This is a genomic window from Aestuariivita sp., from assembly GCF_021404545.1.
Taxonomy (GTDB): Bacteria; Pseudomonadota; Alphaproteobacteria; order Rhodobacterales; family Rhodobacteraceae; genus Aestuariivita.
In genome coordinates, this window is record NZ_JAAWWD010000062.1 from 24,513 (window position 1) to 50,038 (window position 25,526).

The following is a 25,526-nucleotide window of genomic DNA, read 5'->3' on the forward strand; positions in this document are numbered from 1 at the left end:
AGTTACACAAATTCAGCATTTGATATTTTCGGTAACATATTGGGTGCTGCCGGGGAGTGTTGCGCCTTATGTGGCGGGGCGCAACCCCAGCATCCGCCGCGCCTGGGCCGGAGTTGCCACGGGCCGCTCATATCGCGCGCACAGCTCGGCCGCGCGCCGGATCAGGGCGGCGTTCGATGGGGCGAGCGTATCGCGATCCAGCCGCACGTTGTCCTCCAGGCCCGCGCGGGTGTGGCCGCCCGCGGCAATTGCCCATTCATTGACCACGATCTGGTTTGCGCCGATACCCGCCGCACACCATTCCGCCTCTGGCGCGCGGCTGCGCATCGTCTCTACGTAGAAATCGAACACGGTCTGATCCGCAGGCATGGCGTTCTTCACTCCCATGACGAACTGCACATAAAGCTTGCCATAGAGCTTCTCTTCCCGGTGCATCCGGATCGCTTGCAGGATGTGCGACAGATCGAACGCCTCGATCTCGGGCATGACCTCATGGGTCCGCATTTCGTCGGCCAGCCAGTCGACCAGATCGGGCGGGTTCTCATAGACCCGCGTGGGGAAGTTGTTGGACCCCACCGAGAGCGACGCCATATCGGGCCTGAGCGGCAACATCCCGCCGCGCTCTTGGCCTGCGCCCGAGCGCCCACCGGTCGAGAACTGAATGATCATGCCCGGGCAATGCGCTTCCAGCCCCTCCTTGAGGCGGGCGAACTTCTCGGGATCGGAGGAGGGCGTCTGATCGTCGTTGCGAACATGGGCGTGGCAGATCGCGGCACCGGCCTCAAAGGCTTCATGAGTGGATTCGACCTGTTCTGAAACGGTGATCGGCACCGCCGGATTATTGGCCTTTGTCGGCAATGATCCGGTGATGGCCACACATAGAATGCACGGTTTGCTCATGACATGTCCCCTCATCTGACGAGGTTGAACTAATCAGAACGGAACCGGGATTGATATTGAGAAATTGCGCCGGATGCATAACCAACCGGGTATGAAACCTGTCGGACGGACCGCAAGGCGACCGACAAGGAACAAGGCGCGATCCTGACGAACCGCGCCCTTTGGTTGGCCTATCGGATCAGGTGATATCGAAGCGATCCGCTTCCATCACCTTGGTCCAGGCCTTCACGAAATCGGCCACGAAAATGGAGCCCGCATCATCCTGCGCATAGGTCTCGGCCAGCGCCCGCAATTGCGAGTTCGATCCAAAGATCAGATCGCAACGGGTCGCGGTCCACTTGACATCGCCGCTGGCGCGGTCCCGGCCTTCGAACTCCTGCTGGCTGTCACTGGTCGGTTTCCACTCGGTGCCCATATCCAGCACGTTGCGGAAAAAGTCGTTGGTCAACTGACCTTCGCGATCCGTGAACACCCCATGCCTCGAGCCGCCATAGTTGCCGCCCAGAACCCGCAGCCCGCCGACCAGAACGGTCATTTCGGGTGCTGTCAGGGTCAATAGCTGCGCGCGATCCACCAACATCTCCTCGGCGGAAACGCTGAACTGACCGCTGGCATAGTTGCGGAACCCGTCGGCTTGCGGCTCAAGCGGCTCAAAGCTTTCGGCATCGGTCTGCTCGTCCGAGGCATCCGTACGGCCCGGCGTGAAGGGCACCTCGATATCGTGACCGGCGGCCTTGGCTGCGGCCTCGACCGCGGCCGTCCCACCCAGAACGATCAGATCGGCCAGCGATACTTTCTTGCCACCCGAGGCGGCGGCGTTGAATGCACCTTGGATCTCTTCCAGCTTGGCCAGAACCGATGCCAGTTGCGCGGGTTGGTTTGCGTCCCAATCCTTTTGCGGCGCCAGACGGATGCGCGCGCCGTTGGCTCCGCCCCGTTTGTCCGATCCCCGGAAGGTCGAGGCAGAGGCCCAGGCCGTCTGGATCAGTTCCGCACCCGAAAGGCCGCTGTCCAGCAGCTGCGCCTTGAGTGCGGCGATGTCGCCTGCGTCGATCAGCGGATGATCAACCGCCGGGATCGGATCCATCCAGATCAGATCCTCGTCCGGCACCTCATCGCCCAGATAGAGGCTCTTGGGTCCCATGTCGCGGTGGCACAGCTTGAACCAGGCGCGGGCGAAGGCGTCGGCCAGCTCTTCGGGGTTCTCGTGATACCGGCGCGAGATCTTTTCATAGGCAGGGTCCATGCGCATCGCCATATCGGCGGTGGTCATGAAGATCGGAACTTTTTTCGAAGGATCCTCGGCATCGGGCGCCATGTCCTCTTCCTGCAGGTCGATGGGGGTCCAGATGTGGGCGCCTGCGGGGGTCTTGGTCAGCTCCCACTCGTATTTGAACAGCACGTCGAAATAGCCGTTGTCCCATGCGGTCGGGTTCGGCGTCCAGGCACCGTCCAGACCGGATGTGATCGCGTCCCGGCCCTTGCCGCTGCCATGGGTGGAGAGCCAACCCAGACCCATCGCCTCGATCGGTGCGGCTTCGGGCTCGGGGCCCACATGCGCGGGATCGCCCGCGCCGTGCATCTTGCCAAAGGTGTGGCCGCCCGCGACCAGCGCCACGGTTTCCTCGTCGTTCATGGCCATCCGCGCGAATGTCTCGCGGATATCGCGGCCCGAGGCCACAGGATCGGGTGTGCCATTGGGCCCTTCGGGGTTCACATAGATCAAACCCATCTGCACCGCCGCCAACGGATTTTCCAGCTCACGGTCCCCGGAATAGCGCGCGTCGGCCAGCCATTCGGTCTCCTGACCCCAATAGATATCCTCTTCGGGCTCCCACACATCGACGCGACCGCCGCCAAAGCCAAAGGTCTTGCCGCCCATCGACTCGATTGCGGCGTTACCGGCCAGGATCATCAGATCGGCCCAGCTGATCTGGTTGCCGTATTTCTGCTTGATCGGCCACAGCAGCCGCCGCGCCTTGTCGAGGTTGCCGTTATCGGGCCAGGAATTCAGCGGAGCAAAGCGTTGGTTGCCCGAGCCCGCGCCGCCACGGCCATCGGCGGTCCGGTACGTGCCGGCGCTGTGCCAGGCCATGCGGATGAACAGGCCGCCATAATGGCCGTAATCCGCAGGCCACCAATCCTGACTGTCCGTCATCAGCGCATAGAGGTCGTCTTTGAGCGCCTTGAGGTCGAGGGACTTGAACGCCTCGGCATAGTCGAAATCCGGACCCAGCGGGCAGGACAGCGCCGTGTTCTGGTGCAGGATCTTCAGGTTCAGCTGGTTTGGCCACCAGTCGCGGTTCGACTGAACGCCAAAGCTGGTGTGCATCACCGGGCATTTGCCCGCGCCGATGTCATTTCCGTCCATGAAACTCTCCATTCTTTCATGCAGTATCCGCCCTGACCCCAGGCGGGATCGTGCGGCTTTTGATGTCTGGCACAGCTGTGCAAGCAGCAATGTGACAGCAGGCCCGATTGGGCATGGTCCTCCCATCCGTCAGGCGCTGAGTGGTGCATACCAGATCACATGCATTGGTTTAAGTTGCATTTTCCAATCACCTTGATAAGTTTTCCTTATAATGAACGTGACCCTGAAACAGCTGAGATATTTCGAGGCGCTCACCCGCCATGGCCATTTCGGCCGGGCGGCCGAGGCATCCTCGATCTCGCAGCCCGCATTGTCCCAGCAAATCAAGGAACTTGAGGCAGAGCTCGGTGTCATCCTGTTTGAACGCAGCGCGCGTCAGGTACGTCTGACCGGCTTTGGCGAGGATGTTGCAGGCCGGGTAAGCGATATCTTGCGCTCGGTCGATGAGCTGGGCGATCTGGCGCGCTCGGCTCAGGACCGGTTGGTCGGAAGGCTGAGAATCGGGGTGATTCCCACCATCGCGCCCTATCTCCTGCCAACGCTTCTGGGGCGGTTGTCGGATCTGCATCTGGATCTGGATATCCATGTGCGCGAAACCCTGACCCCGCGCCTGATCCGAGAATTGGCGGACGGGCAACTGGATTGCGCGATCCTGGCCCTGCCGGTATCCGATCCGGCCTTTACCGAGGTCGCACTCTTTTCCGAAGCGATGGTTCTGGTGCGCCCCGGAGATCAGGGCGGCATGCCGGTCCCGACCGCCGACGAACTACGCGAGACGCGGCTATTGCTGTTGGAGGAGGGGCATTGTTTTCGCGATCAGGCCCTGTCGTTCTGCAATCTGGGGGCGGCGCGGCCGCGCGAAGGCCTCGACGGCAGCTCGTTGTCGACCCTGGTCCAGATGGTGGGCGCAGGGATCGGCGTGACCCTGATCCCGGAAATGGCGGTTCCGGTGGAAACCCGCTCGGCCTCGGTCGCGCTGGCGCGGTTCGATCCGCCCGAACCGGGACGCACAGTGGGTATGATCTGGCGCAAGACCAGCCCGCTTGCCACCCGGTTGACGCAGATCGCCGATGTGGTGCGGGACAGCGCCGATCACCTGCGCGCGCTTCGGGCCAGCACATCCGTGATCTGAGTTTTTCGTGACAGTTTGCAGCGCAGCCCTATCTGTCTTGTCATGCTCAGGATCTGTTTTGCCGCCGCCCTTTGCCTGCTTGCCCTGCCACTTGCCGCGCAGGATCAGCGCCGCCCCAGCCACTGCTTCGCGATCGCGGATGCAGCCCCCGGTCTGACCTATATTCACAAGGCCAGCTGGACCGAGCCGGTGCCTGAGTTTTCCGTGCGTTTGCAGTATATTGCCCATGCGAGCTTTCTTATCCAGACACCCGGTGGCCTGACGGCGGTGACCGATTTTACCGGCTTTATCGGCAATACCCGCCTGATCCCCGATGTGGTCACCATGAACCACGCCCATTCCACCCACTGGACGTCCAACCCCGATCCGGCGATCCCCCATGTCCTGCGCGGATGGGGAGAGGAGTTCGGCGCAGGCATCGACCACCACCTCGATCTGGGCGAAATGCTGGTGCGCAATGTCTCCACCGATATCCGCTCGCAGTTTTCGGGGTCCGAGCCGGCCGGTAACTCGATCTTTGTCTTTGAGGTGGCGGGCCTTTGCATCGGGCATCTGGGGCATCTGCACCACGTGCCCAATGACGAACAATTCGCGGCACTTGGGCGGCTCGATGTGGTGATGGCCCCGGTCGATGGGGGCTATACCATGGCGCTGCCAGAGATGATTTCGGTGCTCAAACGGCTGAAATCCTCCGTCGTGATCCCGATGCACTGGTTTAGCGGCTTTTCACTCGACAGCTTTCTGACCGGCATGGCGGATGAGTTCGCGATCGAGCGTCCGGGCGAGGCGTGGCTGGAGGTGTCGCTGCGCAGCTTGCCGGATCGGCCGACGGTGGTGGTGCTCCAACCCGCCTGGCTGCGCGACCCCGAATAGACTGCGAGGTGCGGCCCCGGAGCGGCGCCCGCATTGTGAAGCGTGCCATTGTTTGCTAGGCCTCTGACATGTCCCTCTCTCCGGTTACCGAAGCGGTCGAAAAAGACTTGCGCGCGCGCCTGCCCGCACAGACATTTTGCGCGCCGGAGCCGCGATTTCTGGAAGAGCCGCGCGGACGATACGCAGGCAGCGCAGGCTTGGTTCTGGCACCCCGGACGGCGGCCGAGGTGGCGACCATTCTCGAACGTTGCAATGCGGCCCGGGTTCCCGTGATCCCCTATGGCGGCGGCACCGGTCTGGTCGGTGGTCAGGTGGCCGACGGTGATCTTGCACCGGTCATTCTGACGCTGGAAAGGATGACGACGATCCGCGCGGTTTACCCGGATGAGAATGTGCTGGTGGCGGAGGCGGGTGTGACCCTGGCGGATGTCCAACGTGCCGCCGCGGATCTGGACCGGCTCTTCCCGCTGTCGCTTGCATCCGAGGGATCGGCCCGCATCGGTGGCAATCTTGCAACGAATGCGGGTGGTACCGGAGTGCTGCGCTATGGCAACGCGCGCGATCTGTGTCTGGGGCTTGAGGCGGTTTTGCCCGATGGGCAGATCTGGCACGGCCTCAGCCGGTTGCGCAAGGACAACACCGGCTATGATCTCAAGAATTTGCTGATCGGGTCGGAAGGGACATTGGGCGTCATCACAGCCGCCGCGCTGAAACTGGTGCCCCGCCCCGCGGGCGAAGGCACGGCGGTGATCGCGGTCCCTTCGCCGCAGGCGGCATTGCAGCTCCTGTCGCTGGCACGCACCCAGTTGGGAGAAGGGGTGAGTGCATTTGAACTGATCCATCGGACCGGATTTGACTTTTTGTCCGAAACGCTGCCCGAGATCCGGCATCCCTTTGCGACGCCTCCCGAATGGTGCGTCCTGATCGAGCTTGGCCTCGCCAAGGGGCTCGACCCTGAAATGGCTCTCGCGACGCTGTTTGAGGCTGCCCTTGCGGCCGGGCTCGCAAGCGATGGGCTGATCGCGCAATCCCAAACGCAACGGGCCCAGTTCTGGTCCGTGCGCGAGCATATCCCTGAGGCCAACCGGCGGATCGGCTCGGTTTCAAGCCACGACATCTCGGTGCCACTCGGCGCGATTGCCGAATTCATCGCACGCGCGGGCGAAGCGGTCGCGGCGCGGGGCGCGTTCCGGATCAACTGCTTTGGCCATGTCGGCGACGGTAACCTGCACTACAATGTTTTTCCTGTCCCGGGCAAAACCCGTGCGGATCATCAGCATCAGCGCGAAGAGATCAAACGCGCGATACATGATCTGGTGCATGAGATGGGCGGATCGGTCAGCGCAGAACATGGGGTTGGCCGCCTCAAAGTCTCGGACCTGGAACGCTATGGCGATCCGGCGAAACTGGCGGCGATACGCGCGATCAAGACGGCGCTTGATCCGCAAGGCATCATGAACCCAGGCGCTGTGCTGCGCCAACTGACCTAAAGGCGCGGCTGCGCCGCACATGATTTATTCGTGCGCGGCCGCACGGGCCTTGAGGGACATCTCCCTCAAACTCCCTGTGGCGTTGCGCACCGACATGACCGACAAAAGCACTCCCTGATGCTTCTTCTCGCTTGAAATACGACCTTTGGGCGCAGCCCTAACAGCCGCGCGCGGTCGCAAATACGCGTGCCTCAGGTCCCCTCAAAGGCGCAAAGCGCATGCACGTCCATGCCCAGGTTCTCCAGCACCTTCCGCCCGCCCAGATCGGGCAGATCGATCACAAACGCGCAGGACACGATCTCCCCGCCCAGCCGCTCGATCAACGAAATGCCCGCCGCAGCAGTGCCGCCCGTGGCCAGAAGATCGTCTACGACCAGAATTTTTTCACCGGCCTCGATGGCATCGTCGTGGATCTCCACAATTGCCTCGCCATATTCCAGTTTGTAGTCTTGGCTGATCGTGGTGCCGGGCAGTTTGCCTTTCTTGCGAATGGGCACGAACCCGACAGACAGCTGATGCGCGATCGCACCGCCCAGGATGAACCCGCGTGCTTCCAGACCGACGACCTTGTCGATCTGCTGACCCGCATAGGGGTGCAGCATCTGGTCGATGGCCATCCGAAAACCGCGTGGATCGGCAAAAAGCGTGGTCACATCGCGAAACATGATGCCGTCATGCGGGAAATCCACAATGGTGCGGATGTAATCCTGTACTGTTTTCAAAACCTTGTCCTTTTCGTCACACGGGCCGGATCCGCCCGCTATGTCGCCCGTCGCACCGTCGCGGTCAGCAGTCCCATCGCGACCAGCATAGCCCCGCCTGCCCGGGTCAGCCAGGTGATAACGGACGGTCGCCCGATGGTCTTGCGCAACCGATCAGCCAGCAGCGCATAGGCCAGCGCGTTCAGCGCCGCCAACCCCACGAACGTCGCAATCAGGATCGCAAATTGCGGCGGCAGCGGCGCATCGGGTCGCACGAATTGTGGAACGAAGGCAATAAAAAACGCAATGGATTTCGGGTTGAGCGCCGTCACCGTCGCCGCATGCCCAAAAACACCGCGCGGTGTCACGTCGCGACCGGTTGTGACCGGATCCAGACCCGCCGATGGCGCGGAGCGCAACAGCTTGATCCCCAGCCATACCAGATAGATCGCGCCCACCCATTTCAGAAGGGTGAACGCCGTGGCCGAGGCCAGCACCAGCGCACCCAGGCCCGCCAGGGATGCGGTCATCGCAATCAGATCGCCCAGGGCCACACCCCCGGCGCAGGCCACGGCCACGCTGCGGCCCTTGGACAGCGCATAGCTCAGCACCAGCAGTACCGTGGGTCCGGGGATCAGCAAAAGCGCTATTGAGGCGGCAACGAAAGCCAGCCAAAGATCGAGTTCCATGCACCATACTCCGTCGTTTTCCCAAAAAGGGCATTCACAGAGCGGATTGTCCAGTGATCAGGGCAACTTGATCGCTTGTACGTGCATCCAATCGAAATTGCGGACCCGGCCCAGCGACAGCCAGCCCTCTTCCTCCCAGAACGTCCAGAAATCCAGGCAATCGGCGCGCGCCAGCCGCGATTTCTTCCACCCCCAGTCCAATCTGTTACGGCCCGGATCGAAATCGATGGCTGCGGCGAAGGAGTGCGTCGACCAGGTGGATCCGTTCTGCTTGGCCCTAACGAATTTGCACCCGCCATACAGATCGAGACCCATATCGATGCGCGCGGCTTCGTCATATCTGTCCGCGATCTTGACCAGCACGCGCTCAAGGCTTTCGGCGACTTTCGGATGGCAGCCGATCCGGCTTGTCGTCACACTGCGTTGCCAGTCCAGCTTCATTTCCCACGGCACCGTGACGATCGTCGTTTGCGGTTCGCCACCGTGATTGGGATTGAAATCGAAAAAGTCGAAAAGCGCCTGTTGACCTGCGTGATCCGCAGGCCAGCCATTGGGATTGGCGTCCAGCGGCACGATATCGCGGAAATTCAGCGGCCGTTCTCCGGTTTCCTTGAAAAAGGCGAAATCGGCATAGGCCGTCTCCGTCAGGCTGCCCCAGAGCCCGTCTGCCGGTCCGGGCTCGATCCCGGCATCCTTGCAGGCCAACTGGAACGCGGCCACGCGCTTGCGCGCTGTACTCCAGCCGGATGGATCGCCGCTCAGCTCGGCGGGACGTGCCTCGATCACACCGGCAGCGGATTGATCGAGCGTGTCGTTCAACTGGCCGTCGATGGGACCTTGGTAAAGGCCCGCCGTGGCAAGCTCTTCTTGCAAAATGCGTAATGCGCCCTGCTTCATTCTGTACCCCCAAATAAATGAATAGCCTAAATAGACCTTCACTCTACCAGAGGGGGAAGATTCGCGAAACGTTCGCGTATCAGATGATGCGCCCGGCCACGGCGCTCAGTTTTTCGACCATTGCCGGATCGCGTTTTTCGGGGGCAGTCAGGATCGCATGGTCCAGCGCGCGGTCGCAGCCATGTGGGCAGGGTGCGCGATCGGCTCCCAGAAGGGCTGGCAGGCGCGCAATCAGGCCGCGCGCCTTTTCGGCATTGCCCATCAAGGTCGCGATGATCCGGCTGACATCGACCTCCCCGTGATCGGGGTGCCAACTGTCGTAATCGGTGACCATCGCGACAGAGGCGTAGCAGATCTCCGCTTCGCGGGCCAGTTTGGCCTCGGGCATATTGGTCATGCCGATGACATCCGCCCCCCAGCTTTCGCGATACATCTTCGATTCCGCCAGTGTTGAGAATTGCGGTCCCTCCATCGCCAGATACGTGCCGCCGCGATGCACGGCGATGCCTTGGTCGCGTGCGGCTGTCTCGCACGCCTGGCTCAGGCGCGGGCATGTCGGATGCGCGACCGAAACGTGGGCCACCAGACCCGGGCCGAAAAACGACTTCTCGCGCGCGGACGTCCGGTCGATGAACTGGTCGACGACCACGAAATCCCCTGGCGCCATTTCGTCGCGGAACGAGCCCACCGCAGAGACGCTGATGATATCGGTCACGCCGAGCCGCTTGAGCACATCGATATTGGCGCGATAGGGCACCGAACTGGGGGTGTGCACATGCCCGCGCCCGTGTCTTGGCAGGAACGCCATGTCGACCCCGCCAAGAGTTCCGGTCAGGATCTGATCGGAGGGCGCGCCGAACGGGCTTTCGACGGACTGCCATGCGGCGTCGTGCAGGCCGTCGATCTCATAGATGCCGGATCCGCCGATTACGGCAATCATGGTACGGGTCATGGAGCCTCCAGGGATGTCGCGTTGCCAGTTTTAGAGCCTTGGGGCCGACATGCAACCGCGTGTGTACATATGAGTAACGCGCAATCCTGGCAGCGCTTGCTATGCGCTGGATGCATGGCGGCATTCTCCTCCGTGCGGTAGCGCTGGAGCCGCGCACTGGATATGACACGGGATTGCCCGAAATCCATCAGACAGGACTCCTATTTTGCCCCGTGCCATGCTTGCCTCGTTTGCCGAGCGCCTATCGATGACCGACCTGCGCCGTCCTCAAGGGTTCGGGTTTGAGCGGCTGAGGATCGAGCTGTTGTCCGGTTTGACAGTGGCGCTGGCCCTGGTGCCAGAGGCCGTGGCCTTTGCCTTTGTCGCCGGTGTGCATCCTTTGGTGGGGCTTTACGCTGCGTTTCTGGTGGGGCTGATTACGGCGCTGATCGGGGGGCGACCAGGCATGATCTCGGGGGCGACAGGGGCATTGGCTGTCGTGATGGTCGCGTTGGTCGCGCAGCACGGGGTCGAGTATCTCTTTGCCACGGTGGTGTTGATGGGGATCCTTCAGATCGCGGCGGGGGTGCTGCGGTGGGGCAAGTTCATCCGGCTGGTGCCGCATCCTGTGATGCTTGGGTTTGTGAACGGGCTGGCGATCGTTATCTTTCTGGCGCAGCTCACCCAGTTCAAGGTGCCCGGCACCTTGGAAAACACCGGACACGGCATGGCCGGAGGAGAGTGGCTGCCGCCCGCCGAGATGGCACTGATGCTGGGCCTTGTGGCACTGACCATGGCCATCATCTGGGGCATGCCGCGGCTGACCAAAGCGATTCCGGCACCGCTCGCGGGGATAGGGGTTGTCGCCGGGCTGGTGATCGCCTTTGGGGTGGACGTGCCGCGGGTGGGCGATCTGGCCTCGATCCAGGGCGGATTGCCCTCGTTTCACATCCCCAGCGTGCCCCTGAGCTTTGAGACCTTCCAGATCATCCTGCCTTACGCGGTCATTCTGGCCGCGATCGGGCTCATCGAGAGCTTGCTGACGCTGAACCTGGTGGGCGAGATGACCAACAAGCGCGGTGGGGCCAGTCAGGAATGTGTCGCACAGGGCGTGGCCAACACGGTGACCGGCTTTTTCGGCGGTATGGGCGGGTGCGCGATGATCGGGCAGTCGATGATCAACGTGAAATCTGGCGGACGCACGCGGATTGCCGGTGTGGCGGCGGCGCTCTTTTTGCTGGTTTTTATCCTCTTTGCCTCCCCGGTCATCGAGCTCATCCCGCTGGCAGCCCTTGTCGGTGTGATGTTCATGGTGGTGATCGGTACCTTTGCCTGGAACAGCCTCAAGATCCTGCGCAAGGTGCCGCTGACGGATGCATTCGTCATTATCCTGGTGACCGTTGTAACCGTGATGGAGGATCTTGCGGTTGCTGTCGTTGTTGGGGTGATCGTCTCGGCGCTGGCCTATGCCTGGAACAATGCGCGGCGCATTCATGCGCGGACCTACGACACGCCCGAAGGCGCGCGGGTCTATCAGGTGCAAGGGCCCCTCTTTTTCGGTTCGGCCGAAGGGTTTGCCGAGCTTTTCAGCCCGCAGACCGATCCGGCGCGCGTCATCGTCGATTTCGCAGACAGCCGGGTGGTCGATCAATCCGCGCTCCAGGCGATCGAGGCTGTGGCGCAGAAATACGAGGGACTTGGCAAGCAGATCCAGCTGCGCCATCTGAGCCGGGACTGTCATCAACTGCTGAACAAGGCGGGGCATTTGATGGTGGATAGCGACGACGATCCCGATTATGAGATCGCGGTGGATTACTCGGTGCGGACCGGCATTCTAGGCGGGCATGGGTGATCAGAAACTGACGCAGTTTCTGATCATTTTCTGACCCAGAAAATGTCCGCACTCACTTCAGCGTTCGCGAAAAACTGCGTCAGTTTCTCACCATTTTCTGTCTCAGAAAATGGCCCCTTCAGTCATCGGGGCGCGCCAGCTCGAATACGTCCTGCACCCGGACATAGTCGCGATACCCCAACCGGCTGAGTGGCTGATACGTTGTGACATCCAACCGTCCGTCCTTGAGGCAATCGTCACGGATATGCACGCCGGTGACCTCGCCCAGAACCATATAGTTCGACTGGCCCTCCAGTGTCAGCACCTGTGTCAGCTTGCATTCCAGTGCGGCAGGCGCACCGCCCACACGCGCGCAGTCGATGGTGTCGCATTCAAGGGCCGTCAGACCAGCATGGGTGAACTCATCCACGTCCTTGGGCAGTGTGGCCGAGCTGGCATTCATCGCGTCGCGCATCGCGTATTCCACCACATTGACGCAGAACACCCCCGTTTCGCGGATATTGGCAACACTGTCCTTGGTGTCGCCCTGATCGTCCTTGGCTGTGGTCGATGTGAACATCACCTGAGGCGGCACATAGGCCGTTGCATTGAAGAACGAATAGGGTGCTAGATTGTTGCGGCCCGTTCCATCTCGGGAGGAAATCCACCCAATCGGGCGCGGCGTGACAATGGCGTTGAAGGGATTGTGCGGCAACCCATGGCCGTCCTGGGGTCTATAGAACATCTCGGTCTCCGGTCGGTATTTGCCGAAGACCTAACGCCATGCTAGGCCGAGCGCCACGGAAGAATTGAGCAGAGCGGCCGCCACGTGTTGGAACTTTATCGCGAAACCCCCGAGGACTGGTGGGAGGTCGAGGCGCTCTATGACTTGTGCTTCGCTCCGGGACGGGAGGCCCTGTCCTCCTATCGGTTACGCCAGGACGTCCCGCCTGTGCCCGGTCTGTCGAACGTCCTTCGCGATGAGGCTGGCATTCTGGCAGGCGCCATCCGGTTCTGGCCTGTCCGCGTGGGGGCTGACACCGCACTGCTGCTCGGGCCGGTTGCGGTCCATCCGACCCATCAGGGCGAAGGGCTGGGCGGCTTCCTGATCCGCTCCGGTCTCGATGAGGCTACGCGCGCCGGTTGGGCGCGGGTCATTCTGGTGGGCGACGCCCCCTATTATGCGCGGTTCGGCTTTGGCGTGTTGGACGGTGTCACGATGCCCCCGCCCACCAACCCCGACCGGGTTCTGGGTCAGGCGTTGCAACCAGGCGCCTGGGATGGTGTGACGGGCGATGTTCTGCGTTGGGAGGCTTAGGGGGATTGAAACCGCGCCCCTGCATGCCGACCTTATCTGGTATGAAGGAACTGCGCCCATGAGTGATATCGTCACCACAACCCCCGTCGATCTCGATGCCGAGATGGCCGAGATCTCACGCCGATACCAAGCGGCCTCAAGTCCCGGACTTCAGGTTCTCAACCTGCTGGGGGGGCAGGCCGAAGGGCTGCTTGACCGGTTGCCAGGCCCGGTGCGCAACGGTCTGGATGGCGCCACCGAGCGGGCGCTGTTGATCGCCCTGGATGCCGCGCAAAGCTCGCGCCGGGCGGTACCGGATCAGGCCGGTTGGCTGAATACGGCTGTTGCGACCGCGATGGGGGCTGCGGGCGGTTTTGGCGGCATGCCCTCGGCGCTGGTGGAACTGCCGGTGACCACAACGGTCCTGTTGCGCTCGATCCAGGGGGCGGCATCCGAGCAGGGGTTCGACCCGGCTTCGGAAAACGTGCGGTTCGATTGTCTGCGCGTCTTTGGCTCCGCAGGTCCGCTGGCCCATGACGATGGCGCCGATCTGGGGTTCTTGTCTGTCCGCCTGACGCTCACCGGAGGGACGATGCAAAAGATGATCGCCACCGTGGCACCTCGGCTGGCGGGCGTTCTGGGGCAGAAACTGGCGGCTCAGACCGTGCCGGTGCTGGGCGCGGTGGCAGGGGCGGCAACGAATTACGCATTTACCAATTATTATCAACAAATGGCGCATGTTCATTTCAGGCTGCGTCGTTTGGCGGTCGAAGCGGACACGCCGCATGAGGTGTTGGTCGCAGAGTTGGCCAAACGCCTCAATCGGCCGCCCCCGTCCGGGGATTGATCCAGGCAAAGGAACCAAACCTAGTAGTTCGTCACAAAACTGACACAAGATTTTACGCCAGCCCATCGAATTGACGTGATTTTGCAAAGATCGGCCGTTATACTCTGTCAGATGCCAGAAGGAGCAGACCGGTGTCCGCACCGATGATCAAACAACTTCCCTTGAAACTGCGTGCCGCGGCCAAGAACGATGTCCGCAGCCAGTTTGCGGCGCTGTGTTATCGGATCAAGGCGGACAAACCGGAAGTCTTGCTGATCACCTCACGGGGTACCGGGCGCTGGATCGTGCCTAAGGGTTGGCCCGAGGATGGCATGACCCCCGCAGAATGCGCGCTCAAGGAAGCCTGGGAGGAGGCCGGCGTGGTCGGCAAGGCCCAGGACCGCTGTCTGGGTCTGTTCTCCTATGCAAAGATGATCGAGCCGGGTGTCAGCTATCCCTGTGTGGCGATGGTGTATCCCGTTCGGGTCAAATCATTGGCCAAGACCTATCCAGAGCAGGGGGAGCGTCAGCGCAAATGGCTCACGCCCAAGCGCGCCGCCACCCGCGTGGCCGAGCCCGAGCTTGCCCGCATTCTACGCGATTTCGATCCGCGTATGCTGCGCTAAAGCACGGAGATCCCTTGAATTCAGGGCTGCGGCGGATATGTCTTGCGCCATGCAAGGAGCAGTCGTCTTATGATTCAATACGCCCTCAAATGCACAGATGGGCATAGGTTCGACAGTTGGTTCCAGTCGGCCGAGGCATTCGACAAGCTGGCGCGTGCAGGTATGGTCGTCTGTGCCACTTGCGGCACCACAGAGGTTAGTAAGTCCGTCATGGCCCCCCGGGTGAGGCCCGGTCGCAAGGCCGCGCCGGTGCCCGTGCCAAAGGATGGGGCAGGATCGCTTTCGACACCGGCCACACCGCAGGAACAGGCGATGGCGCAGCTCAAACAGCATATTGAACAGAATTCCGACTATGTGGGCACGAGCTTTGCAACCGAGGCGCGCAAGATGTATGACGGCGAGGCGCCTGAGCGCCCCATCCATGGCGAGGCGAAACCCGAAGAGGCCCGCAAGCTGATCGAAGATGGGGTGCCCGTCGCGCCATTGCCGTTCCGACTCACACGAAAGACCAACTGATATGCATGTTGTCATTACCGGCGCAAACCGCGGCATTGGCGCTTGTCTCGCCGAAGGCTATGGCGCACGTGGAGACCGGGTGACCGGCACTGCGCGGGACGGGTCCTGCCAGATCAGTTTGGATGTCACCGATCCGGCGGCGCAGGCAGCCATGGCCCGGGCCCTGCACAGCCAGCCCGTCGACCTGCTGATCTGCAATGCGGGCGTCTACCTCGACAAGGGCCAGTCGCTGGAGGATGGTTACGCGCCGGATCTTTGGGACCAGAGCTTTGCCGCAAATGTCAAAGGCGTCTTTCTGACCATTCAGTCGCTGTTGCCAAATCTACGGCAGGCGGAGGCCGGCAAGATTGCGATCATCTCCTCGCAGATGGGGTCGGATACCCGCGCGCCGGGGGGCAGCTTTATCTATCGTGCGTCCAAGGCCGCTGCGCTGAACCTCGGCCGGAACCTGGCGAGCGATCTGAAACGTGAAGAGATTGCTGTGGGCATCTATCACCCGGGCTGGGTGCGCACCGACATGGGCACCGACGCGGCCGAGATCTCAACGCAGGAGGCAGCAACAGGCCTTCTCGCGCGGTTTGATGAATTGTCGCTTGAAACGACCGGGCGCTTTCTCACCTGGGATGGCCGCGACCACGCGTATTGATCCATGCCGGTTGCCGCGCCCGAGGACTTTGTCCGCGCCTTCACAGCCGCCTGGATGGCGCGCGATGGGACCGCGTTGGGTCAGCTCTTCGCAGAGGATGCGGATTTCGTGAATGTCGTCGGCATCTGGTGGGAGGACCGCCCGGCAATCGCCAGGGCGCATGCATATGCGCTCAAGAGCTTTTTCGCCGAAACCACGCTGAGGCCGGGTCGGATCAAACTTCGGATGCTGGGCAAGGATAGGGCGATCGTTCATTGCCGCTTTCACCTGTCGGGACAACGCACGCCCGATGGCACTGCCGCCGATCCCCGGACCTCGATCCTGATTTTCGTTCTGGAGCGCCGGTCGGAAGGTTGGATCGCGGTGGCGGCACAGAACACCGACGTGGTGCCAGGGGCAGAGACGCATCTGAACACCGGCGCGCTGAGCCCGGCCGATTACCGCAAGACCGATTGACGCGCCATCGTGCACGGCATCTTGCACCCGGCAGGGCAATTCCTTAGACGCGGGCGCAACCGACTGCACAGGACCCAACATGCCCGTTCTGGTGATGAAATTTGGCGGCACATCGGTCGCCAATCTGGATCGCATCCGCCGCGCCGCCAAACGCGTGGGCGTCGAAGTGGCCAAAGGCTATGACGTGATCGTCATCGTTTCGGCCATGTCTGGCAAAACCAATGAGCTGGTCGGCTGGGTTGGCGAGACTTCTCCGCTTTATGATGCGCGCGAATATGATGCGGTGGTGTCCTCGGGGGAGAACGTGACTGCGGGGCTGATGGCGCTGACCTTGCAGGAAATGGATATCCCCGCGCGCAGCTGGCAGGGCTGGCAGGTGCCGGTGCAGACAACCTCGACACACGCTGCGGCCCGGATCGAGGATATCCCGCCCGCCAATATCCGCCAGAAATTCGCCGAAGGTATGAAGGTGGCTGTGGTCGCCGGTTTTCAGGGCGTGAGCCCCGAGGGGCGGATCACCACGTTGGGCCGGGGTGGTTCCGACACTACGGCGGTAGCCTTTGCGGCGGCGTTTGAGGCAGAACGCTGCGACATCTACACGGATGTGGATGGCGTTTATACCACCGATCCACGCATCTGCGGCAAGGCCCAAAAGCTCGACAAGATCGCGTTTGAAGAGATGCTGGAATTGGCGTCGCTGGGGGCCAAGGTGCTCCAGACCCGCTCGGTCGAGCTGGCGATGCGCTATAAGGTCAAGCTGCGCGTGGTATCGAGTTTCGAGGAACAGTCCGACGCCGCCGGGACGCTGGTCTGCGATGAGGAGGAAATCATGGAATCCAAGATTGTGGCGGGTGTCGCCTATTCGCGCGACGAAGCGAAACTGACGCTGTTGTCGGTGGCCGACCGTCCGGGGATCGCCGCGCTGATCTTTACCGCGCTCTCGGATGCGGGCGTGAATGTGGACATGATCGTGCAGAACATCTCGGAAGACGGGCGCACGGACATGACGTTTTCGTGCCCCACAGATCAGGTGGCGCGCGCCGAACGCGCGCTGTCGGAGACCAAAGAGCACGGTGTTCTGAATTTCGCCGAGCTGGTGGCCGACACGGATGTGGCCAAGGTGTCGGTGGTGGGGATCGGCATGCGCAGCCATACCGGCGTTGCGGCGAAGATGTTCAAGGTGCTGTCGGATGACGGGATCAACATCAAGGTGATTACCACGTCCGAGATCAAGATCTCGGTTCTGATTGACCGCAAGTATATGGAGTTGGCGGTGCAGGCACTGCACGATGCGTTTGAACTTGAGAAGGCGGTCTGAGGCCCAGCGATCCGATTTTTCGTATTTGAGGCGAGAAGAACTGTAGGATGACGCCGGATTTTTCAGCGTTTGTCAGCTGTTTTGACCGCAGTGTGCAAGACGGTGCGGCGCGCGCGTCTGCGCGCTTAGAAATCCGTTTCATACACGCATCAGGTGTGATCTAACCCGGTGAGGCGGAAGGGACCCGCGCCCGGGAGGCACGTGTAGGATCATGTCCGAGCAAACCGACAGCGAGAGCCGCAAACTGCTGGGCAGGTTGCGCGATGCCATGGCCAGCGATATCGCGGGGCAGGCGCGTCTTGACGAGATCACCAAGCTGATTGCCGACAGCATGGGAACCGAGGTGTGCTCGATTTATCTGTTCCGGGATGAGGAAACGCTGGAGCTGTGTGCGACCCAAGGGCTGAACAAGCAGGCCGTACATCAGACGCGGATGCGGCTTGGCGAAGGGCTTGTGGGACGGGTTGCGCAGAAAGGCCGGGTGATCAATGCCGCCGATGCACCGCAGGCCCGGGGCTTTCGATTCATGCCGGAGACGGGCGAGGAGATCTATTCCTCGTTTCTGGGGATACCGGTTCAGCGGCTGGGTGAAAAGCTGGGCGTACTGGTGGTGCAGTCCAAGAGCAAGCGCGAGTATTCCGCCGACGAGGTCTATGCGCTTGAGGTGGTCGCGATGGTTCTGGCGGAGATGGCCGAGCTGGGCGCGTTTGTGGGCGAGGGCGCTGCGCTTTCGGCGCGCCACCAGCAATCGGTTCTGATCCGGGGCACGACCGGGCAGGAAGGCTCGGCCCAGGGTCATGTCTGGCTGCACGAGCCCCGCGTGGTAGTCTCCAACCCGATCGCCGATGACCCCGAACGTGAGTTGGCGCGGCTGCACGAGGCGGTAGAGGATCTGCGGGTGGGCGTCGACAAGATGCTGCGGGCTTCCGAAGGTGGCGATGGCGAGCAGCTTAAAGTGCTCGAGGCGTACCGGATGTTCGCCAATTCCAAGGGCTGGATGCGCCGGATGGAGGAGGATATCAGCCTGGGCCTGAGTGCCGAGGCGGCGGTGGAAAAAGAGCAATCTGTCGCGCGGGCCCGGCTGGAGCAGGTCCAGGATGCCTATCTGCGCGAACGGCTCAGCGATCTGGACGATTTGTCGAATCGGCTTTTGCGTCTTCTGACCGGGCAAGGGGCCGAGACCGGGGCAGAGATGCCCGCCGATCCGATTCTCGTTGCGCGCAATATCGGCCCGGCGGAGCTTTTGGAGTATGGGCGATCGCTTAAAGCGGTGGTGCTGGAAAACGGATCGGTTGGATCGCACGCCGCGATTGTTGCGCGCGCATTGGCCATTCCGTTGGTCGTGCATGCCGAACGGATTACGACAGAGGCACTGACCGGCGATCACATCATGGTCGATGGCGATCAGGGGATCGTGCATCTGCGTCCGGACGATACGGTCGTTTCGGCCTTTCGCGAGAAGATCGCGATGCAGGCCCAGGCGCAGGAGCGCTATGCCTCGATCCGCGACAAACCGGCCGTGACCCGCTGCGGTCAGACGATTTCGCTGCACATGAATGCGGGGCTGATGGCGGATCTGCCGTCTCTGGCAGGGTCTGGGGCCGAAGGTGTCGGGCTGTTTCGGACCGAGTTGCAATTTCTGGTGCGCAACCAGATGCCCCGCCGTGGCGAGTTGAGCGGGATCTATGCGCGGGTGCTGGATGCCGCGCAAGGCAAGCGCGTGGTGTTTCGGACCCTCGATATCGGGTCGGACAAGGTGCTGCCCTATATGAAACCCAATGATGAGCCGAACCCGGCCCTGGGATGGCGCGCAATACGCGTCGGGCTGGACAAGCCCGGGGTCATGCGGATGCAGCTTCAGGCGCTGATCCGGGCGGCGAATGGGCGGCCGTTGACGGTGATGTTCCCCTTTGTGGCGCAGTTCGATGAATATCGCCGCGCACGCGCCGAGGTCGATAAGGCCATCGCACGCGAAGACAAGCTGGGTCATGTCCTGCCCTCCAGCCTTGAAATCGGAGCCATGCTGGAGACGCCCAGCCTGGCCTTTGCACCGCCCAAGTTCTTTCAGGAGGTGGATTTTCTCTCAATCGGCGGCAATGATCTCAAACAGTTCTTTTTTGCGGCAGACCGGGAGAACGAGCGGGTCAGGCGGCGCTATGATACGCTCAACGTCAGTTTCTTGACCTTCATCGAACGTATTGTGGAACGCTGTGTCGCGACAGATACGCCCTTGTCCTTTTGCGGCGAGGATGCGGGGCGCCCGGTCGAGGCGATGTGCTTTGCCGCCATAGGGATCCGCACGCTGTCCATGCGTCCTGCCTCGATCGGGCCGGTCAAGAGCCTGCTGCGGCGCGCCAACCTGGACGATCTGCGCAAGATCATCTCGGATGCCCGCCATCGCGGCGATCAGTCGGTGCGCCCGGTCGTGATGGAGTGGTTGCGCGCGCAGGGCTGATCGCCACATTGGATCGTCGATGGTCCTGGGCTTGCGCGCAGATTGCCTGGCATTGCGCGTGCAATCTGGCTTGCAGCTTTCAACCGATTGGCAAAGCCCGGATTTCCCGTCTTATCCACATATGACCCGACTGTCACAAAGGATGTGGATAACGTCATTTTCTGGATACGGCTGATATCCACAGGGTGTCTTCCTGATTTCCATTTCTGAATAAGGTATTGAATTTAAAAGAGTAAAGCTTCAGCAATCGATGAATTCGCGCTGTTAGAAAAACTTCAAGAAAATCTTACACGGCTGTCATGGCTTGCGACGAATGTCCGCGCAGCAAAGCGGGGATGCAGAATGCTGAAAGTTGATGGCCTGAACAAACTGTTCGGGCGGAACAAGGCGGTTGACGATCTGACATTGGAGGTCGACCGTCCTCAGTTCGTGGGGATTATCGGCCGGTCCGGTGCCGGGAAATCGACTTTTCTGCGGATGGTCAACCGGCTTACCGATGCGTCTTCGGGAACGCTGACCTTTGAAGGTCGGGACATTCTTGCGCTCAGCGGCGGCGAAAAACGCGCCTGGCAGTCGGATTGCGCGATGATCTTCCAGCAGTTCAATCTGGTGCCGCGCATGGATGTGGTGTCTAACGTGCTGCACGGTACGCTCAATGAGCGCTCCACCTTGGCCACGATGTTCAACATCTATCCCCAGGCCGACATCTATCGCGCGATTGATATCCTGGAGCGTCTTGGCATCGCCGAAAACGCGGCCAAGCGGGCCGAAGCGCTGTCAGGCGGACAGCAGCAGCGCGTGGCGATTGCGCGTGCGCTGATGCAAGACCCAAAGATGATCCTGGCCGATGAGCCGATTGCCTCGCTTGACCCGATGAACGCGCAGATCGTGATGGATGCGCTGCGCCGGATCCACGAGGAAGACGGGCGCATGATCATCGCCAACCTGCACACGCTCGATACCGCGCGGCGCTATTGCGACCGCATTATCGGCATGCGCGACGGCCGCAAGGTGTTTGACGGCACCGCCGAGCAACTGACCCTTGGCGTTGCCCGCGACATTTACGGGGCCGATGCCTCGTTTACCGAAGAGGCCACCTCCACGGATATGGCCACGCTGAAAAAAGAATACGCCTGATTTCGACTTCCCCGTCGCTCTGCCGAGCGGCGGGTTTTCATCAACTGGAGAGACGTGACGATGAAACACCTTCTTGCAACTGCCCTGATGACAACCGCGCTGGTCGCGCCTGCCTTCGCGGCCGAGCCCATTGACGAATTCCGCATCGGCATTCTGGGTGGCGAAAACGCCCAGGATCGCCTGAACTCCAACGAGTGCCTGCGCGCCTATACCGAAGAGGCGCTGGGCGTTCCGGTGCAGCTGTTTGCGCCTGCCGACTATGCAGGGGTGATCCAGGGCCTAGTGGGCGGCACGCTCGACATGGCGTGGCTGGGTGCCTCGGCCTATGCCGCCACATATCTGCAAGACCCCGACGCGGTCGAGCCGGTGCTGGTCAAGATCAACCTCGATGGCTCATACGGCTATCACTCCATCGGATTTGCCCGCGCCGATAGCGGCATCACCTCGCTGGAAGACATGCAGGACAAGGTCTTTGGCTTTGGTGATCCGAACTCTACTTCGGGCTATCTGATCCCGTCCATCGAGATTCCCCAAACCACCGGAGCGACCATGAGCTCGGGCGACTACTTTGGCGAAGTGAAATTCACCGGCGGTCATGAGCAGACCATCGTGGCGGTGAACAACGGTGATGTGGACGCCGGTGTGACCTGGGCAGATGGCCAGGGCAACTGGGAAGACGGCTATAACTCCGGCGCGCTGCGCAAGGCCGTGGATTCGGGTCTCGTGGACATGAACGACCTGGTGGAGATCTGGAAATCCAAGCCCATCCCCGAAGGCCCGATCGTCCTGCGCACATCGCTGCCCGAGGATGTCAAAGCGACCATGACCGCGCTGGTCGACAACATGTACGAGACAGACCGCGAGTGCACCTACAACATCTCGGCCGGTGAATCGCTGGGCTTTAACCCGATCACACATGAGGCCTATGTGTCGATCATCGAAGCCCGCAAATCCAAGTCCAACTGATCTGAGCGGATCACACCAGGGCAGGCCCGTCTGGGCCTGCCCTTTTGCATGAGGGTTTCATGACCGATCTTTCCGCACCTCACCAACCCGCCAGCGATGTCCGCGCCTCGTATCTGGCACAGATCCAGCGGCGTCGCCTTTACTCCGGCATCACGCTTCTGGTGTTCGTGCTGCTCATGGTTTCGGGTTTCAATACTGCGGCCGCGCGCAACGGCGGCGGGTTCTGGGACGGGATTGGCAATTTCTTCGACTACCCGTCCGAGCTGGTGCTGGAGGCGGTTTCCAAGATCGATCAGTTGCCGGGGCATTTCCTGACCTATCTGCCTGCGCTGATCGAGACGGTGAATATCGCTGCCGTGGCCACCCTGATCGGTGCGCTTTTCGCGGTGATCCTGTCGCTATTGGCGACCCGCGGGCTGGCCAAGTATCCGCGGCTGATCGGGGTGATCCGCCGGTTCATGGATATCCTACGGGCGGTTCCCGATATCGTCATCGCGCTGGTGCTGATCTTTATCCTCGGCGGCGGGCCGGTGCCTGCGATGATCGCCATCGCCCTGCACACTGTGGGCGCGCTGGGCAAGCTTTTTTCCGAGGTCAACGAGAATGCTGATCTCAAGCCTATCGAGGGGCTAAGCTCGGTCGGCGCCAACTGGTCGCAACGCATGCTGCTGGGCGTGGTGCCGCAGGTCGCGCCCAACTGGCTCAGCTATGCGCTGCTCAGGTTCGAGATCAATATCCGCGCGTCGGCCATCCTCGGCTTTGTCGGCGCGGGCGGGTTGGGATACGAGCTGCGCAACGCGATCAGCTGGGGGCAGGGCCGCTACGACGAGGCGGCCGCGATGTTCCTGCTTCTCTTCATCACAATCGTGATCGTCGATCAGCTTTCGGGTCATTACCGCGAACGCCTGACCCATGGCGCGTCGGCCAAAGGGGCTGTGGCATGAGCATGGTTGCCGATACCGCCGATCTGCGCGCTCAAACCGCGCGCCTGTTCCGCCGCAAACGCCGCGCCGCGCTCGCCGTGCCGGTCGTGATCCTCGTCTATCTGATTTATGCGGTCTTTGCCTTTGACATCCCGGGCCTGGTGCAGCGCGCCAGCGGCGACAATGCCCGCGCGCTGATGGCAGATACCTACAGCTACAAAACCCATGTCACGCGCGACAATCGCGATGCATCGGTCTCGGTCTCGATCGAAGGAGAGCGCAAGGGCCGCTATGCCGAAGGCACCGCGCCTGAATGGGTCGCCCTGGGCGAGACCACGGTGATCGATCTGGGCGAGGGGCATATCGTAACCTTCGGGCCCGAGACCATCACCTATGACATTCCGGGCTATGGCCTGATCCGGGCAACGCCAACGACCACCCAAGGCGTGGTGCAGGAGTTCCCGTTCGAGACATTGCCCGACTGGATCAACTCGTCACGCAACCGGCTGGCGATCACGACCGAGGCGGGGCGTCTCAGCGTCACGCGCAACCGGTCCGAGGTGTTTCGCTATTTCACCGGGTGGGAGCTGTTCTTTTTCACGCTCGACAGCCCTTATCACGGACTGAGCGTGGGTCAGGTCGCGTCAAAGGCGATGAGCGGTCAAGCGGGTGCGATCTGGAGCGATTTCTGGAACAACACCATGTGGCGTCACGCCGATGTGGCCTGGGCGATTTTCGAGACGATCCTGATGGCCTTCCTGGGCACGATGGGGGCGGCCTTGGTGGCCTTGCCGCTGGCGTTTCTGGCGGCGCGAAACTTCACGCCGATTGCAACGGTGCGCTTTGCCTTTCGGCGGTTTTTCGATTTCGTGCGGGGGGTCGACGGGCTGATCTGGACGATCATCCTGACGCGGGCCTTTGGCCTGGGACCGCTCACAGGCGCGCTGGCAATCTTGATCACGGATACCGGCAGCTTTGGCAAGATGTTCTCCGAAGCGCTGGAAAACGTGGATGAAAAGCAGATCGAGGGCCTGAAATCCACCGGCGCCAAACCGCTGCAACGCTACCGGTTCGGGGTGATCCCGCAGATCACGCCGATCCTGCTCAGCCAGGTTCTCTATTTCCTGGAATCCAACACCCGCTCGGCCACGGTGATCGGGGCGATCACCGGCGGTGGGATCGGCCTCTTGCTGACCCAGGCGATTATCACGCAAAAGGACTGGGAGGAGGTGACCTATTACATCATCCTCGTGGTTGTGATGGTGGTTGCGATGGACACGATCTCGGGCTGGTTGCGGCGCAAGCTGATCAAGGGCGGCGATGGCGGATATTGAGCCTGCCACGCAAGCGCCGGTGATTTTTCTGCATGGGGCCTCCTCTGCCGGAAAAACGACACTTGCGCAGGCGCTGCTGCCGCAGTTGCCGCGCCCGTTCTGGCACCTATCCATCGACCATCTGCGCGATGCAGGTGTCTGGCAAGTGCCCGGCTGGCGGGCTGAACGCGCGGCGCATTTCGCGGGGTTTCACGGGATGATCCGTGCGGTGCTGGAGGCAGGTAATGCGGTTTTGCTCGAACACATCCTCGACACGGCCGATATGCGGCGCCAGGTGCGGCAGGCTCTGGCGGGGCAGGATGTATTTTTCGCCGCCGTGCTGACCGCGCGCGACTGTCTGGCCGCGCGGGAGGCCGCGCGCGGGGATCGGCCCCATGGCAGTGCTGTGGCCGATGCCGCCCATATCCATATTGGCCAGCGCTATGATCTTGAGCTCGACGGCTGTCGGCCAGCGGATCACAACGCCCAAACCCTTTTGGCGCGTTGGCAGCAGCGCAGCCCCGAATTCAGCATTTTTCGACGGAGAGACCTGATGCCCGCCCGCCTTTCTGACAGCCCTTTTGTCCATCCCGATTGCGAGATCACGGCGAGCACGCTCGGCGCATATACGGAAGTCGGGCGCGGGAGCCGGTTAAACCATGTGGAGATGGACGATTATTCCTATTGCGACCGCTTTGCCGATATCGCCAATGCCCGGATCGGCAAATTCGCCAATATCGCGAGCTATGCCCGGATCGGCCCCACCGATCACCCGATGGAACTGGCCTCACTGCACCATTTCCACTACCGCTCGGACGATTACTGGGAGGATGCCAGCCGCGATCCCGATTTCTTTGCCCGTCGGCACGCGCGGATCGCCCATATCGGCCACGATACCTGGATCGGGCACAATGCGGTTATCCGGCCAGAGGTAACAGTGGGCCACGGGGCCGTGGTTGCGACAGGGGCCGTGGTGACCAAGGATGTGGCGCCCTATACCGTGGTCGCCGGCCTGCCCGCCACGCCGCTGAAACAGCGTTTGCCTGCCCCGGTCGCGGATCGGCTGATGGCGCTGGAGTGGTGGGAGTGGGATCATGACACCTTGCGCGCCCGGCTTGAGGATTTCCGCAGCCTGCCAGCAGAGGCATTTCTTGAGAAATACGAGGCCGCATAATGCCTGTGCAGGCGTATCCTTCGGAGCCCATAGAACGCCTTGTGCCATGCGAAACCGC

Annotated in this window: 24 protein-coding genes and 1 pseudogene; 18 read left to right on the forward strand and 7 right to left on the reverse strand. The window is 61.8% G+C overall.

Annotated features, from left to right (window positions below; genetic code table 11):
• Positions 1–66: 66 nt before the first annotated feature.
• Both HEP69_RS19390 and katG read right to left on the reverse strand, forming a co-directional pair.
• Positions 67–900, reverse strand: a complete 834-nt coding sequence (locus HEP69_RS19390; RefSeq protein WP_290560152.1) for a 3-keto-5-aminohexanoate cleavage protein — start codon at positions 898–900, stop codon at positions 67–69.
• A gap of 178 nt (positions 901–1,078) precedes the next feature.
• The gene (katG, locus tag HEP69_RS19395) at positions 1,079–3,271 is read right to left on the reverse strand and encodes a catalase/peroxidase HPI (protein ID WP_290560153.1); all 2,193 of its coding nucleotides are present in this window, start codon (positions 3,269–3,271) and stop codon (positions 1,079–1,081) included.
• Positions 3,272–3,479: 208 nt separating this feature from the next.
• On the opposite strand from katG, the gene HEP69_RS19400 reads away from it, so the two are divergent.
• The 3 genes from HEP69_RS19400 to HEP69_RS19410 all read left to right on the forward strand — a co-directional run bounded on the left by HEP69_RS19400 (position 3,480) and on the right by HEP69_RS19410 (position 6,766).
• Positions 3,480–4,403, forward strand: coding sequence for a LysR substrate-binding domain-containing protein (locus tag HEP69_RS19400; protein WP_290560275.1), 924 nt, complete (start codon positions 3,480–3,482; stop codon positions 4,401–4,403).
• A 42-nt stretch (positions 4,404–4,445) separates the two neighbouring features.
• Positions 4,446–5,276: an MBL fold metallo-hydrolase gene (locus tag HEP69_RS19405; RefSeq protein WP_290560154.1), complete on the forward strand. Its 831-nt coding sequence runs from the start codon at positions 4,446–4,448 to the stop codon at positions 5,274–5,276.
• Positions 5,277–5,344: 68 nt separating this feature from the next.
• On the forward strand, positions 5,345–6,766 hold the full coding sequence (locus HEP69_RS19410) for an FAD-binding oxidoreductase (protein ID WP_290560155.1): 1,422 nt from the start codon (positions 5,345–5,347) through the stop codon (positions 6,764–6,766).
• Positions 6,767–6,957: 191 nt separating this feature from the next.
• On the opposite strand, the gene HEP69_RS19415 is transcribed toward HEP69_RS19410, so the two are convergent.
• The 4 genes from HEP69_RS19415 to HEP69_RS19430 all read right to left on the reverse strand — a co-directional run bounded on the left by HEP69_RS19415 (position 6,958) and on the right by HEP69_RS19430 (position 10,005).
• Positions 6,958–7,488: an adenine phosphoribosyltransferase gene (locus HEP69_RS19415; protein WP_290560156.1), complete on the reverse strand. Its 531-nt coding sequence runs from the start codon at positions 7,486–7,488 to the stop codon at positions 6,958–6,960.
• Between the two features lie 38 nt (positions 7,489–7,526).
• Complete coding sequence (locus HEP69_RS19420) at positions 7,527–8,156, reverse strand: LysE family translocator (RefSeq protein ID WP_290560157.1); 630 nt, start codon at positions 8,154–8,156, stop codon at positions 7,527–7,529.
• 57 nt (positions 8,157–8,213) lie between these two features.
• On the reverse strand, positions 8,214–9,053 hold the full coding sequence (locus HEP69_RS19425; protein WP_290560158.1) for a hypothetical protein: 840 nt from the start codon (positions 9,051–9,053) through the stop codon (positions 8,214–8,216).
• A gap of 79 nt (positions 9,054–9,132) precedes the next feature.
• Positions 9,133–10,005: an S-methyl-5'-thioadenosine phosphorylase gene (locus HEP69_RS19430; RefSeq protein WP_290560159.1), complete on the reverse strand. Its 873-nt coding sequence runs from the start codon at positions 10,003–10,005 to the stop codon at positions 9,133–9,135.
• A gap of 205 nt (positions 10,006–10,210) precedes the next feature.
• On the opposite strand from HEP69_RS19430, the gene HEP69_RS19435 reads away from it, so the two are divergent.
• Positions 10,211–11,836 carry a SulP family inorganic anion transporter gene (locus HEP69_RS19435; protein WP_290560160.1) on the forward strand — a complete coding sequence of 542 codons (1,626 nt, stop codon included), beginning with the start codon at positions 10,211–10,213 and terminating at the stop codon, positions 11,834–11,836.
• A 118-nt stretch (positions 11,837–11,954) separates the two neighbouring features.
• Here the strand turns inward: HEP69_RS19435 and HEP69_RS19440 are convergent, their stop codons facing one another.
• On the reverse strand, positions 11,955–12,560 hold the full coding sequence (locus HEP69_RS19440) for a flavin reductase family protein (RefSeq protein ID WP_290560161.1): 606 nt from the start codon (positions 12,558–12,560) through the stop codon (positions 11,955–11,957).
• 84 nt (positions 12,561–12,644) lie between these two features.
• On the opposite strand from HEP69_RS19440, the gene HEP69_RS19445 reads away from it, so the two are divergent.
• From HEP69_RS19445 to HEP69_RS19510, 14 genes and pseudogenes are all read left to right on the forward strand, one after another.
• The gene (locus HEP69_RS19445; protein ID WP_290560162.1) at positions 12,645–13,133 is read left to right on the forward strand and encodes an N-acetyltransferase; all 489 of its coding nucleotides are present in this window, start codon (positions 12,645–12,647) and stop codon (positions 13,131–13,133) included.
• Positions 13,134–13,191: 58 nt separating this feature from the next.
• Complete coding sequence (locus HEP69_RS19450; protein WP_290560163.1) at positions 13,192–13,959, forward strand: EcsC family protein; 768 nt, start codon at positions 13,192–13,194, stop codon at positions 13,957–13,959.
• Positions 13,960–14,090: 131 nt separating this feature from the next.
• Positions 14,091–14,564 (forward strand): NUDIX hydrolase, encoded by a 474-nt coding sequence (locus HEP69_RS19455; protein ID WP_366111654.1) that lies wholly within the window; start codon positions 14,091–14,093, stop codon positions 14,562–14,564.
• Positions 14,565–14,633: 69 nt separating this feature from the next.
• A complete protein-coding gene (locus HEP69_RS19460; RefSeq protein ID WP_290560164.1) occupies positions 14,634–15,080 on the forward strand; it encodes a DUF1178 family protein in 447 nt (148 codons plus the stop codon).
• A gap of 1 nt (position 15,081) precedes the next feature.
• On the forward strand, positions 15,082–15,726 hold the full coding sequence (locus HEP69_RS19465) for an SDR family NAD(P)-dependent oxidoreductase (RefSeq protein ID WP_290560165.1): 645 nt from the start codon (positions 15,082–15,084) through the stop codon (positions 15,724–15,726).
• 3 nt (positions 15,727–15,729) lie between these two features.
• The gene (locus HEP69_RS19470) at positions 15,730–16,182 is read left to right on the forward strand and encodes an SgcJ/EcaC family oxidoreductase (RefSeq protein WP_290560166.1); all 453 of its coding nucleotides are present in this window, start codon (positions 15,730–15,732) and stop codon (positions 16,180–16,182) included.
• A gap of 79 nt (positions 16,183–16,261) precedes the next feature.
• Positions 16,262–17,500 (forward strand): aspartate kinase, encoded by a 1,239-nt coding sequence (locus HEP69_RS19475; protein WP_290560167.1) that lies wholly within the window; start codon positions 16,262–16,264, stop codon positions 17,498–17,500.
• A 211-nt stretch (positions 17,501–17,711) separates the two neighbouring features.
• The gene (gene ptsP / locus HEP69_RS19480) at positions 17,712–19,955 is read left to right on the forward strand and encodes a phosphoenolpyruvate--protein phosphotransferase (protein ID WP_290560168.1); all 2,244 of its coding nucleotides are present in this window, start codon (positions 17,712–17,714) and stop codon (positions 19,953–19,955) included.
• 342 nt (positions 19,956–20,297) lie between these two features.
• The gene (gene phnC, locus HEP69_RS19485) at positions 20,298–21,092 is read left to right on the forward strand and encodes a phosphonate ABC transporter ATP-binding protein (RefSeq protein WP_290560169.1); all 795 of its coding nucleotides are present in this window, start codon (positions 20,298–20,300) and stop codon (positions 21,090–21,092) included.
• Between the two features lie 60 nt (positions 21,093–21,152).
• Positions 21,153–22,058, forward strand: a complete 906-nt coding sequence (gene phnD, locus HEP69_RS19490) for a phosphonate ABC transporter substrate-binding protein (protein ID WP_290560170.1) — start codon at positions 21,153–21,155, stop codon at positions 22,056–22,058.
• Between the two features lie 59 nt (positions 22,059–22,117).
• A complete protein-coding gene (gene phnE, locus HEP69_RS19495; protein ID WP_290560171.1) occupies positions 22,118–23,002 on the forward strand; it encodes a phosphonate ABC transporter, permease protein PhnE in 885 nt (294 codons plus the stop codon).
• Positions 22,999–24,315 carry a phosphonate ABC transporter, permease protein PhnE gene (gene phnE, locus HEP69_RS19500; protein ID WP_290560172.1) on the forward strand — a complete coding sequence of 439 codons (1,317 nt, stop codon included), beginning with the start codon at positions 22,999–23,001 and terminating at the stop codon, positions 24,313–24,315. The genes phnE (HEP69_RS19495) and phnE (HEP69_RS19500) overlap by 4 nt, the downstream gene beginning before the upstream one ends.
• A pseudogene (locus HEP69_RS19505) lies at positions 24,302–24,790 on the forward strand (AAA family ATPase); the annotation flags it as partial. The gene phnE (HEP69_RS19500) and the pseudogene HEP69_RS19505, both read left to right, overlap by 14 nt.
• A 57-nt stretch (positions 24,791–24,847) precedes the next feature.
• Positions 24,848–25,468 carry a chloramphenicol acetyltransferase gene (locus tag HEP69_RS19510; RefSeq protein ID WP_290560277.1) on the forward strand — a complete coding sequence of 207 codons (621 nt, stop codon included), beginning with the start codon at positions 24,848–24,850 and terminating at the stop codon, positions 25,466–25,468.
• Positions 25,469–25,526: the final 58 nt, after the last annotated feature.